At 58.6% G+C, this 12,617-nt stretch carries 11 protein-coding genes; 8 read left to right on the forward strand and 3 right to left on the reverse strand.

Going from position 1 to position 12,617, the window contains the following annotated elements:
• The first annotated feature begins 53 nt into the window (after nt 1-53).
• Entirely contained in the window at nt 54-1,427 is a 1,374-nt protein-coding gene (locus tag LW136_RS17390; RefSeq protein WP_230355903.1) for an MATE family efflux transporter, read from the forward strand.
• A gap of 2 nt (nt 1,428-1,429) precedes the next feature.
• Nucleotides 1,430-1,888 carry a DUF2214 family protein gene (locus LW136_RS17395; RefSeq protein ID WP_041014872.1) on the forward strand — a complete coding sequence of 153 codons (459 nt, stop codon included), beginning with the start codon at nt 1,430-1,432 and terminating at the stop codon, nt 1,886-1,888.
• A 15-nt stretch (nt 1,889-1,903) separates the two neighbouring features.
• Here the strand turns inward: LW136_RS17395 and speA are convergent, their stop codons facing one another.
• The 3 genes from speA to thiO form a co-directional block, all read right to left on the reverse strand.
• Entirely contained in the window at nt 1,904-3,817 is a 1,914-nt protein-coding gene (gene speA / locus LW136_RS17400) for an arginine decarboxylase (RefSeq protein ID WP_230355904.1), read from the reverse strand.
• A gap of 122 nt (nt 3,818-3,939) precedes the next feature.
• Nucleotides 3,940-4,311: a translation initiation factor Sui1 gene (locus tag LW136_RS17405; RefSeq protein ID WP_230355907.1), complete on the reverse strand. Its 372-nt coding sequence runs from the start codon at nt 4,309-4,311 to the stop codon at nt 3,940-3,942.
• Between the two features lie 148 nt (nt 4,312-4,459).
• Nucleotides 4,460-5,569 (reverse strand): glycine oxidase ThiO, encoded by a 1,110-nt coding sequence (gene thiO, locus LW136_RS17410; RefSeq protein ID WP_230355909.1) that lies wholly within the window; start codon nt 5,567-5,569, stop codon nt 4,460-4,462.
• Nucleotides 5,570-5,721: 152 nt separating this feature from the next.
• Here thiO and LW136_RS17415 point away from each other — a divergent pair, with 152 nt between their 5' ends.
• From LW136_RS17415 to LW136_RS17440, 6 genes are all read left to right on the forward strand, one after another.
• Complete coding sequence (locus LW136_RS17415) at nt 5,722-6,219, forward strand: GspH/FimT family pseudopilin (protein ID WP_230355911.1); 498 nt, start codon at nt 5,722-5,724, stop codon at nt 6,217-6,219.
• Nucleotides 6,220-6,376: 157 nt separating this feature from the next.
• The gene (locus LW136_RS17420) at nt 6,377-6,868 is read left to right on the forward strand and encodes a GspH/FimT family pseudopilin (RefSeq protein WP_044315020.1); all 492 of its coding nucleotides are present in this window, start codon (nt 6,377-6,379) and stop codon (nt 6,866-6,868) included.
• 8 nt (nt 6,869-6,876) lie between these two features.
• Nucleotides 6,877-7,422: a type IV pilus modification protein PilV gene (gene pilV, locus LW136_RS17425; protein ID WP_230355912.1), complete on the forward strand. Its 546-nt coding sequence runs from the start codon at nt 6,877-6,879 to the stop codon at nt 7,420-7,422.
• Nucleotides 7,419-8,270, forward strand: a complete 852-nt coding sequence (locus LW136_RS17430; protein ID WP_044315018.1) for a PilW family protein — start codon at nt 7,419-7,421, stop codon at nt 8,268-8,270. The genes pilV and LW136_RS17430 overlap by 4 nt, the downstream gene beginning before the upstream one ends.
• Nucleotides 8,267-8,884: a PilX N-terminal domain-containing pilus assembly protein gene (locus LW136_RS17435; RefSeq protein ID WP_230355914.1), complete on the forward strand. Its 618-nt coding sequence runs from the start codon at nt 8,267-8,269 to the stop codon at nt 8,882-8,884. Before LW136_RS17430 ends, LW136_RS17435 begins: the two co-directional genes overlap by 4 nt.
• Nucleotides 8,885-8,895: 11 nt before the next feature.
• A complete protein-coding gene (locus LW136_RS17440) occupies nt 8,896-12,600 on the forward strand; it encodes a pilus assembly protein (RefSeq protein WP_230355918.1) in 3,705 nt (1,234 codons plus the stop codon).
• Nucleotides 12,601-12,617 lie beyond the last annotated feature (17 nt).

Raw genomic sequence — 12,617 nt, forward strand, 5'->3', positions numbered from 1 at the left:
TCCCTCTTTCATTGCATGCCACGTATAGTGCCGGGCCGTCCCGGAGGCCCGTAATGTCCAGCATGCTTGCCGCCTGGCGCCACGCCCCAACCCACAGCAAGGTGTGGGCGCTGGCGGCGCCGATGATCCTGTCGAACCTATCCGTTCCGCTGGTCGCACTGGTGGACAGCAGCGTGATCGGCCATCTGCCGCACGCGCATCAGCTGGGCGCAGTGGCGGTCGGCGGTAGCCTGTATACGCTGCTGGTGTGGGTGATGGGCTTTCTGCGCATGGGCACGACAGGCTTCGCCGCGCAGGCCGCTGGTCGCAACGACGGCGGCGCCCTGCGCCAGATCCTCCTGCAGGGGCTGCTGCTGGCCCTGGGTTTCGCGCTGTTGCTCGGGGTGCTCGGTGTGCCGCTGAAAGGCGCGGCACTGCAGCTCATGCAGCCCTCGGCCGAACTGGACGAACTCACCCGTGATTATTTCCACACGCGACTGTTCGGCCTGCCCGCGGCGCTGGCCAGCTATGCGCTGATCGGCTGGTTCCTCGGCACGCAGAACGCTCGCGCGCCGCTGGCCATTCTGCTGACCACCAATTTGATCAACGTGGCGCTGGACCTGTGGTTCGTGCTCGGCCTCGACTGGGGCGTGGCCGGCGCCGCCCGCGCTTCAGTGATCGCCGAGTGGAGCGGCGCGCTGCTCGGCCTGGCGCTCACCCGCAAGGCGCTGGCACGCTATCCCGGTCGAGTCGATACCCGCGCGCTGCGCCGCTGGTTGAGCTGGCGGCCGCTGATGGCGGTCAACCGCGACATCTTCCTGCGCTCGCTGGCGCTGCAACTGGTGTTCTTCCTGGTGACTGTCCAGGGCACCCGCCTGAGTGATGCGACGGTCGCCGCCAACGCCCTGCTGCTCAATGGCCTGCTGCTGACCGCGCACGCCCTCGACGGACTGGCGCATGCCGTGGAAGCCTTGAGCGGGCATGCCATCGGTGCCCGCGACCGCAACGCGCTGCAGCGGGTGATGGTGGTCGCCGGGGGCTGGTCGCTGCTGGCCAGCGTCGCCTTCGGCTTGTTCTTCCTGCTTGGCGGCCATCTATTTATCCAGCTGCAGACCGACATTCCCGAGGTACGCCAGACCGCGCTGACCTACCTGCCCTATCTGGCGGCATTGCCGCTGATCGCGGTCTGGAGCTATCTGCTTGACGGGTTGTTTATCGGTGCAACCCGCGCGCGGGAGATGCGCAACAGCATGCTCCTAGCGGTAAGCCTGACGCTGCCACTGGGCTGGCTGCTGCAAGGCCTTGGCAATCACGGCTTGTGGCTGGCGTTTCTGAGCTTCATGCTGATGCGCGGCGTCTGCCTGGGCGTGCTCGCTCAGCGCCTGCAGCGCCGCGGAGCCTGGTTTAACATGGGCGCGCCGAGCACCACACACTCCGAAGGACACTGAACATGGCCTACGCCATCGCCGCCTACCTGCATTTTCTGGCGATATTCCTGCTCTTTGCCCTGCTGCTGCTGGAGCACCAGCTGTTCCGTCAGCCGCTGACGCTGGAGCGAGCGCGCAGCCTGTTCCGTATCGACATCGCCTTCGGTATCACCGCGGCGGCGGTACTGGCCAGCGGAGCGGCCCGGGCCATCCTCTATGGCAAAGGCCTGGACTACTACCTGAAGAACAGCCTTTTCCACGCCAAGATCGGCCTGTTCGTGGTGGTCGCGGTGCTCTCCATCTATCCGACCCTGACGTTCCTGCGCTGGCGCCCGGCCTTGTCCGCAGGCCAGGCACCGATCATCTCGGACAGCAGCGCCAGATGGGTCAAGCTGACCATCCGCCTGGAGCTGCTGCTACTCCTGCTGATCCCCTTGCTGGCGTCGCTGATGGCACGGGGCTTTGGCGTAATGCCCGGCTGACGCCGGGCTCACGGCTCAAGGCGTCAGATAGGACGAGCGCGTCAGCCCCAGACGCAACGCGTCGATGTACTGGGTGCGCTCCTTGGCACTCAGCTTGGCGCTAGCGACCTTGTCGCGGTAATAGGTCATCAGCTCCTCGGGCGACAGATGCACGTAGCGCAGCATGTCCTCGATGGTGTCGTGGGTCTCGATGCCCGCGTGGTAGTAGCTGCCGTCCTCACGCTGATAGACGTTCACCGAGTCGGTATCGCCGAACAGGTTGTGCATGTCACCGAGAATCTCCTGATAGGCACCGACCAAGAACACGCCGAGGAAGTACTCCTCGCCAGGCGCGACCTCGTGCACCGGCATGCTGCTTTCGATGCTCTGCTCGTCGACGTAGTGCTTGATCTTGCCATCCGAGTCGCAGGTCAGGTCCTGCAGCACAGCGCGCCGCACCGGCTCCTCACTCAGCCGCTGCAGCGGCACGATCGGCATGATCTGGTCGATCGCCCAGGTATCCGGAAGGCTCTGGAATACCGAGAAGTTGCAGATGTACTTGTCCGCCAGCTTGTCGTTGAGCTCGTCGAGCACCGCCCGATGCGAGCGCTGACGGGCCTTGAGCTGGTTGTACAGGCGTCGGCAGATGGCGAAGTAGCTCTGCTCGGCCAGTGCCTTCTGCGCCAGCGTCAGCTTGCCGGAGGCGTACTGCGCGCTGGACTCGCTCATGTAGTGGGTAGCGCGCCAGTAGGTCTCGGTGACCATTTCCGGGTCGGTCGGTCCGAGCAGGTCGGCCAGCGACTGCACGATCTCCGGCAGTTCGTCGTAGTTGTCGATCACCGGCAGCTCATCGTTGTGCCGCTCGACGTCGGTGACCTGCATGACCAACACCGCATGATGCGCCGTCATGGCACGCCCGCTTTCGGAGAAGATGTTCGGGTGCGGCAGCCCCTGTGCCTCGCAGAACTCCTTGAGCATGCCGACCACGGTACCGGCGTATTCGTCGATGTCGTAGTTGATCGAGCTGGCATTGCGCGAGTGGGTGCCGTCGTAGTCGACCCCCAGTCCGCCTCCCACATCGATGTAATCCACCGGCAGATTCAACGCCCGTAGCTCGGCGTAGTAACGAATCGCCTCACGGAAGCCCTGACGATAGTCGGCCAGATTGGCGATCTGCGAACCCATGTGGAAGTGCAGCAAGCGAATGCCCTGGTCCATTTCTGCGGCGCGGAAGCGTTCGATCACCGAGAGCAGCTGCGCCGCGGACAGGCCGAACTTCGACCGCTCGCCACCGGTATCGGCCCACTTCGACGATGCCAGCGACGACAGGCGCACACGCAGGCCGACCTGCGGGGTCAGCTTGAGCTCGTTGGCCTCCTCGATCACCAGTCCGACCTCGGACTCCTTCTCGATGACGATGAACACCTTGTGGCCGAGCTTCTGGCCCATCAGTGCCAGACGGATAAACTCGCGGTCCTTGTAGCCGTTGCAGACGATGGTGCCACCCTTCGGCGCCAACGCCAGCACAGCCATCAGCTCTGGCTTGGAGCCCGCCTCCAGACCGATGGAGACGTTCTGCGTGGCGATGATGTTCTCTACCACCGCTTCCTGCTGGTTGACCTTGATCGGGTACAACGCGGTGTACTTGCCGGCGTACTCCATGCGCTCGATGTTGGCATCGAAGGCACCGGTCAGGCGCCGCACGCGGTCCTGCAGGATGCCGGGGAAACGCACCAGCAACGGCAGCGACAGCCCCGCCTCGCGTAATTGCTCGATCAGACCGTTGAACTCGATCGGCTCGCCGCTCGGCCCTTGCGGGCGCACTTCGACATTGCCCTGGTCGTTGATTGCGAAATACCCAGCGCCCCAGTGGCGGATACCGTAGATGCTGCGGCTGTCGGCAGCGGTCCACTGGCTACCGTCGTCTTTACGTGTGCGTCGTACAGGCATCAAGGCCTCCCGGAAGAAATTGAGTGTTTCGCAGCGAGCAGAACCGCGCGGCGAAGGCTATGCGGCTTCGACAGCCGATATGCGGAAAATGGTGAAAATTGGTGAAGGTGTCACAGCGGCGCTCAGCCACCGGACTTCTTGGCCTTGAAGCCACGCTTGCTCAGCTCGTCAATCAGCAGATGAACGTGATCGCCCTGAATCTCGATGACGCCATCCTTCAGCGCACCACCTGTGCCGCAGCGACGTTTCAGCGCGCTGGCGAGCTCCTTAAGCTCGGTCTCGGGCAAGGGAACGCCACTGATGGTCGTCACCGTCTTGCCGCCTCGGCCCTTGCTCTCGCGGCGCACCCGCGCAATGCCGTCGCCTTCGGGCAGAACGCTCTGTTTGCAGATGCAACTGCCCAGCGGTTGACTGCACTCGGGACAATGCCGACCGGCATCGGTGGAATAGACCAGCCCGCTCAGGCCGGTCAGGGAAGTGGTTTTCTTCGCCACACAAACCTCACTCGCCAATCTGGCTCTGCCTGGCAGAGCCGAAGTGCCGGCTAATTTACCAGCAATGCGAGTTGGTAGCAGAACAGAGTCCGGGCGACGCATATGAAACCCGGACTGCTCGTGAAACCGAAGTACCGCGAAGGGCCGATCAGCTCTTCTGATCGGCGACACGCCCGGCCGGTGCATAGGGCGATGGATCCACGATCGGCGCCTGCCCAAGCATCAGATCGACCAGCAGCTGACAGGACGCCGGTGCCAGCACCAACCCGTTGCGGAAGTGCCCGCAGTTCAGCCACAGTCCGTCGAAACCGCTCACCGGTCCTATATAAGGCACGCCGTCCGGCGAACCGGGTCGCAGACCTGCCCAGTGCTTGACCACTTGCGCATCGGCCAGCGCGGGCAACAGCTCGATCGCTGTTGCCCTCAGGCTTTCCAGCGCGTCTTCGGTCGGCGTCTTGTCGAAGCCGACATCTTCCAGCGTGCTGCCAACCAGGATATGGCCGTCGCGCCGCGGAATCGCATAGCGCCGCTTGGCCAGCACCATGCTCGGCAGGAAGTCCTCGGCGCACTTGAATAGAATCATCTGCCCCTTCATCGGCTTGACCGGAATCTCCAGCCCCAGCGTCGCCAGCAACTGTGCGCTCCAGGCGCCCGCAGCCACTACAACCTGATCCGCTCGCATCTCGCCCTGCGCCGTCTGCACGCCCACGATACGCGTACCGTCGCGGAGGAAACCCTCGACCGGGCACTGCTCGATCACAGTCACATTCGGCAGCTGCCGCAGCGCTTCGCGCAAGGCGCGCAACAGACGGGGATTGCGAATGTTGGCGACACCCTCCATATAGACGGCGCGCTCGTAACCCTCACCCAGCGAAGGCACTGCCTGGCGCACGGTCTCCATCGACACCGACGTCAGCGGCCGGCCATAACGCTCAGCCCAATTCAGCGCCTCCGCCTCGTCATGCAGATCCAGCCAGTAAAGGCCGGTGACATGCACCTCGGGGTCCACCCCCGTCTCTTCCAGAAGCCGTTCGCCAAGCTGCGGATAGAAATCCTGCGACCAATGCGCCAGCGCCGTGACCGCCGGGCTGTAGCGCCACGGATAAAGCGGCGAAACGATCCCGCCGCCAGCCCACGAGGCTTCGCGACCAACATCGCCCGACTCCAGCAGCAACACCGACGTGCCTGCCTGAGCCAGGCGATAGGCGGACAACAACCCGATGACACCGCCACCGACAACGATCACTTCTTGATTCACATGCCTCTCCAACCATCTGGTTCACATTTCTGCCCGTCCTGACTTGGACTGGCGAACAGGCTGCTTTAAAAGAGCATCTGCGCATTCGCGTACGCGAATGAACAAACTGCAGCCAGGACGGCTGTGCATCATACGTGCAAAGGAACCGCACTATGGCTAATCGAGGTCAAGGCTTCACCTTAATAGACTTGGTGGTCACTCTGTCGATATTAAGTGTCGTCGCTGCAATAGCTATACCAGCGCTCGGCAACATGATTGAAAGGAGTCGCCAGGAAGCACTGAAAGATGAGGTCGAAAGCACGCTGCACAATGCTCGCACGCAAGCGGTTCTGCGACGCCACACCATAGAGATATGTGGAAGCGGAGACGGCGAGACATGTTCGGCAAACTGGACGGATGGTTGGCTTGTACGCACTTCGGCGGGGCAAATACTGCAACTGACCCAACTTCCACATCACAGTGAGCTCAGCTGGACCGGCTTTAACGAAAGCATTCGCTTTCGCGATAACGGGGCGTCGCCCGCCAGCAATGGGCGATTCTACCAATGCCATGGCGGGCAGGTTGCGTGGCAAGTCGTCGTCAGTCGTCAGGGACGAATACGCCAGGCCTCCGAGACAGAAAACGCCGCCCAAGCGGACCTATGCCAGTGAGGCTGAACCACGGACTTCAGCTGCAAACATCGACTCCATCACAGCTCAAACTGAAGCCTCGACCGTTCATCCATACAATCGTACCAACGATCTTCCCCATGCGGACAACGCATCAACGCATTTGCATCATCCACTCACGATTCCCTTGGAGTACATCATGTCAAGCAGAACCGACATGCACGGATTCACCCTGGTCGAGCTGATGATCACTCTGGCGCTGCTTGGTATTTTCGCAGCCATCGCGGTCCCCAGCTTCAACAGCCTGATCCGTAATAACCAAGTGCAAAGCAAGGCAGAGGAACTGGTTATCTTCCTCCAGCATGCACGCGGTCAAGCGGTCCTTAACCGACAGGCATACGAAGTACAGATCAAGAGCAATGCGCCCTGGGAAATCAGCAACGCGGGAAGCGGGGAAGTGGAGCGAATCTTGGAGCATAACCCCGCACACGCGGAGATCCTCAGCTCAGCCCTGAGCGACGACAAGCTGGTCTACCGGGCCAACGGCACCGCTACAACGGCCAAGTTCACCATATGCCGCGACTCAGACCCGACCACGGGCTATCTGCTCGAAGTGCAAGCTAGCGGCGGCCTCGTTCTCTACCCGCGAGGCAAGAAAGACGGAGCTGCCTTGGACAGCTGCACACCATGAGGAACTCAATGAAAACCAATAAAGGCTTCAGCCTGATCGAGGTGTTGGTGGCCCTACTGCTAACCACCATCGGCGTACTCGGCATGGTGGCTTTGCAGGGACGCAGTATCCAATACACGCAGGACTCGGCACAGCGCAACACTGCCATCGTCTTGGCCGGAGACCTCATCGAAATTGTAAGAGCGCACCCGAAAGAACTGTTCAACACCTCGCCGCCGCAATTTCCTATGAATAGCGGGTTAAAAGGCAGTTCCATTTTCTATAAAGACGCCGGCGATGACTTCGCCGACCGCGAGAGCTGCGTGGCGAGTCCGACCCGAATTGCAAAAACGGCAAAAGAATTGCGCGACTGCTGGGCGGACAAGGTTGAAGCATTATTACCAGGCGGCAGCGAGCTATTCGATAGCGACGTATACGTTTGCCGCAGCTCTATTGCAGGTGATTGCGATAACAAGGGTTCAATGCTTGAAATTCGCCTGGCCTGGCGAGTTCGTGAATGCCTCGATGCAAGCAATTCCGATGTCTGCAGCTATACAGTTCGGGTAGAACCATGAATCACTCTAGATATCAATTTGGCTTATCAATGGTAGAGCTGCTTATCGCACTAGCGATCAGTAGCTTTCTAATCCTCGGTATTACGCAAGTCTATATCGACAACAAGCGTAACTATGTCTTCCAACAGAATCAGGCCGGAAACGTAGAAAATAGTCGTTTCGCCGCTTTAGTCATTAACGACTACCTAGGTAAGGCCGGTTATCGCCGTACGCCTTCAGCGCTGCTGGACATCGTTTTCCCCAGCCGCCCGGCTTCCGGTGGATGCCTTGCGTTCAATGCAGGACATGCCGCGACCGGCCTGAATCCCAGTGAAGGTGTCGGCTTCTGTATTCGCTATCAGCCACAGACCGGCAACGAACTGGACTGTCAGGGCGCTGCTAGTGCTGTTACATACGATGAGGCCTTCCCTTCGTCCCCGCCTGATGCTGGTGACTTGACCGTTCTAGCGTTCAAGTACGAACCCAGCAGCGACGACCAGCTGCAAGACGGCCGCCTATTGTGCAAAAGCCTCAACGCAACCAGCCCGCAGTACGGCGAGGTACTCCGCGGCATTGCGGACCTGCGTTTGGACTTCGGTGTAGGTAAGACTGACATGCTCGAAAAGGAAGTCACCACCTTCATCCAGCAAGCAGATTGGACACCCGCCAGTGGAGCAATTCGTAGTGTGCGCTATGCCCTGCTACTCGCCAGCCGTGCAGGGCAACGCGACGGCGATGATTCGAAGGTTCTCGACGACTGGATGTTAGAGGCCTCAACGGAAGCGAAGGCCCGACTGGAAGAAGCAGATAACAAGCGCATCTACCAGGTAGCAGGCGCCACGCAAACCATCAGGAATCTCATGCCATGACGTTCAATTCCCGCAAATCTCAGAGCGGAGCGGTGCTCCTCGTTTCCCTCGTCATGCTACTGGTATTGACCGTGCTGGCCGTCAGCAGCATGCGCGGCGTGACGCTCGAGTCCCGCATTACGGCAAACCGCCAACACGACATGAAAAGCCAGAACATTGCAGACGCGGCATTGCGCGAAGCTGAATTTCGTTTTTACGGTCCCGGCAATCTGGCCGACAAGCTTGAAGCCAAAGCAGCGAACTGTTTGGCGGCGAACACGCTGAAGACCAATGGAATCAACAGTCCCTGCCTGCTTGAAGTCAAGACGGATCGCCTGTTGGCATTCGTGGACCAGCCGCAAAAGGCCGGCGGGGATGATTTGCTAACCGCCTCGAACGTCTGGATGCCTTATCGCGGCACGGACCCTAAGGCCGATACCGACGCCAACGCCAACGCCAACGCCCACTTCAACAGCATCCTGGCGGCTGAAACAGGTAATGCGGCCGTCAATGCCGAGTACGGCGGGCGCGGCGAGGGAAGCGGCACCTATTTCTATCTCAACAATGGCAAAACCGACGACGCCCTCTATCTGCAGTCGACCCACGCCAACATCTACCTTGGCCTTAACAATTGAGAGCCGACATCATGCACCCTTTTCGCCTCTACTCCCACATCAAGACTCTCTCCTACGCTGCCTTTGGCATCATCTTGCTAAGCTCTGCAGATGCGTATGCCGCGGTATCTCAAAGTCCGCTCAGCCTGACCATTGGAGTTCCACCCAATATCATCCTGACTCTAGATGAGTCGGGCAGTATGTCTTGGGGCTACGTTCCAGACTCTGTTGAAAGCAGCGTAATCAGCGGCTCCTTCATTACACGCCTTTACGCAGCGAATGCATTCAACCCGATGTATTACACCCCTGGCACAAAGTACGTTATTCCACCTTTTTTCGATGAAAGCGGCAGCGAAGTCCAGCTCTCGACCTCGTTCACCAGTGCCCCCATCAATGGTTTCAGGCCGGGAGACGGGACGCTTGATCTGTCCAATTATTACCGCCCAACGGGTAAAGAGTACCGCATGCCTAGCGGCACACATAATCGGCTCAACGGCCCGAGCAGCGACTTCCGCGTAACCATAGAGTTCACATCAAATACAACAAAAACAGAAACCAGCGCGGCGGGCATAAAGTTTGAAGTCACCCGCTCCGGAACTAGCAGCAATCGTAACTACACCTGCAAAATCCTTCAATCCGGTCCGGTTTTGAACGCTAGCGGCTTCTCCTGCACAAGAAACAGCAATGAATACACAGCCAGAACACCTGCCTACTACTACTCCTTTGACAACACCCTAGAAAACTGCAATAACTCAAACTCAAATACCAACTGCTACAAGCTCGTTTTTGTAGAAGAAGACGAAAAAGAAAATTTTGCTATTTGGTACTCTTTCTACAGAACCCGTGCCCTGGCGACTCTATCCGCCACCAGCATGGCATTCTCTCAACTATCACCCGCCGTTCGCCTAGGCTGGCAGGATCTTGCACGCTGCACAGAAATTAATGGCGGCACTACTTCGCTCTGTAAAGACAACAAATTCCGACAGTACGATGCCTTGCATAAGGGTCAATTCTACAGCTGGCTCAAAGATATATACTTCAATAGCGGAACGCCTCTTCCTGCAGCCATGAAAAGGGCTGGAGAGTTTTTCAAGGAAGATGTTGCCTGGCATAAATATCCCAACAGCCGCAATGCGTCCGACAGAAACACTGACGACAACACCTATGCCTGCAGGGCGAGCTATCACATCCTGATGACTGACGGCATGTGGAACTCAACAACCAACAACCCCAGCTCATTCCGCCATGATAATGCCAATTTCACCTTACCTGACGGCAAAAACTATACCAGCCAAAATCCCTACCGGGATGCTAAAGACAGCACGCTTGCCGACTTGGCAATGCATTATTGGGCGACAGATCTAAAGCCAAATATGGATAACGAGCTCCCCTCCTATATTCCATTCAAAAGTGGCGACAGCGCCACAGACTACTGGGATCCGCGCAACGACCCTGCTACTTGGCAACATATGACCAACTTCATTATGGGGCTTGGTCTCACCAGCACCCTGAACAGCGCAGGTATTCCTTGGTCAGGCAGCACCCACCAAGGCACAGGCTATGAAGCTTTGGCAGCAGGAACCCAAGACTGGCCGGAAGCTTCTAGTGGCAGCAACAACAATGTCTACGACCTGTGGCACGCCGCAATCAACTCACGGGGCGAGTTCTTCAGCGCTGACAGTCCTGAGTCCATGGTTCAAGCCTTCGATGACATCCTGTCCCGCATTGCTGATCGGAAATCCACAGCAGCCAAGCCTGCCATCAACTCCGGCCAGGTCAGTACTGATGAAAACAACAACGGCACCGTCAAGACCGTCTCTTATCAGACATCCTATGCCAGCGACGATAATTGGTCTGGCGATGTAAAGCGCTTCGAAAAAGCCTGGAACGCCCAAAGCAACGCCTTTGAAACTTCCGAAATTTGGAGTGCCAAGAGTCAAGTACCCGGCTGGCAAAGCCGTAGCATCAAGATGGCCGGCAATACGAACAGCGGTTTGGTGGAATTCACCTGGAACAACGCCGGCTCTGCCAGTAATGCCGGCACGTTGGCAAATTTGCTTAGCCGCGACCCGGAGAATAGTAATTTACCGGACGCGAAGGGAGAGCAGCGCTTACAGTACCTTCGCGGCAACCGCGCTGGCGAAGGCTCAACCTTCCGTCAACGCAGCAGCGTCCTAGGCGACTTCTATTCATCTAGCCCTGCAGTGGTATCTGGGCCCCGCTACCTCGTTAACTTTAGCAATCGCTTGGAAGGCAACACCGCTTATTCGACGTTTGCAACCAATATCGCTGGGCGGACGCCTCGCGTATATGTGGGCGGTAATGACGGTATGCTTCATGGCTTTAACGCGCTTACCGGCGTCGAGGAATTTGCCTTCGTCCCTAGCGCCGTGTTCGCCAAGCTCAACAAGCTGACCGGCGCCAATTACAGCCATGAGTTTTATGTCGATGGCAGCCCGGTCGTAGCAGACGTATTCAACGGTACAGAATGGCGCACGATCTTGGTCGGCACTTTGAAAGCCGGAGGCAAATCAATATTTGCGTTGGACATTACGACGCCCGGAAGCGAGAAACTTCTTTGGGAGTTCGACGACAGCAGCTTACCGGACGATGCCGCAGCGAAGATGGGCTACAGCTTCTCGCAACCCACCATCGCACGCCTGCACACAGGCACCTGGGGCGTGGTGTTCGGCAACGGCTACGAAAGCACTAACAACACCAATGGCAAGGCGGCCCTGTTCATAGTAGATGCAATGGAGGGCACCCTCCTTACCAGTCTGGAAGTAGAGGGTGTGGATGGCGCTGCGAATGGTCTTTCGACCCCCAAACTTGCCGATTACAACGCTGACGGCGTGGCGGACTATGCCTATGCTGGAGACCTTCAGGGCAATCTCTGGCGTTTCGACCTGCTGCGTAACGGTCGTAGTGATACGGCGCCCTTCACCACCGAAGATGATAGTGAAAATGCCATTGATGACTTCGAGGTGGCCTTTGGTGGCCAACCACTGTTCAGCGCCGTGGCAAACACCGGGACCGAAGGTCGTCAGCCCATTACATCAGCACCAAGCCTAGTGCTCCACCCTACTGGCTTCGGCTATCTGGTCGTATTCGGTACCGGCAAATTCTTCGAAACCGGCGACAAGGAAGGCGACAAGAGTTTCGCCCAAACGGTATATGGCATCTGGGACAAACAGACGCTGGGCGAGGAAGCAAGTGACCCGAATATCGCTCGCAGTAGCTTGCAGGAACAGACGATCACAACCCAAACCACCGTCGAGGCCAACGGCACCACGCGCCAAGGTCTCGTACTGAGCAATAACAACGTCAGCTGGCAGGGCAGCGACACCCAGGCGGCACAAAACGGCTGGTTTGTGAACCTGCGCCAGAGCCAGGGGGAGATGGTGGTGGAAAACATGTCGCAGCTGGGCCGCACGATATTCTTCCAGTCGCTGATTCCGAATGACGACCCTTGCGGTGATGGCGCGAACAACTGGACCTACGCCATCAATCCCTTCACTGGCGGCAGAACCTCTCACAATGCCTTTGACTACGTACCAACCACGGATATCGGTACGACCAATGTCTCAGCGGTTCGTCAGGATGGCGAGGGCGGGGGTACGCTTTCCCAGGATTCCGACGGGACATACCAATACTGCACAGGTCAGGAGTGCATCAACGTCTACCCGGACCCCGCAAGCCTAGGCCGCCAAAGCTGGCGTCGTATCGAACAGGAATAACGAGATGAATCCAGTAT

Origin of the sequence: Stutzerimonas kunmingensis (assembly GCF_021432085.1) — a bacterium.
GTDB lineage: Bacteria > Pseudomonadota > Gammaproteobacteria > Pseudomonadales > Pseudomonadaceae > Stutzerimonas.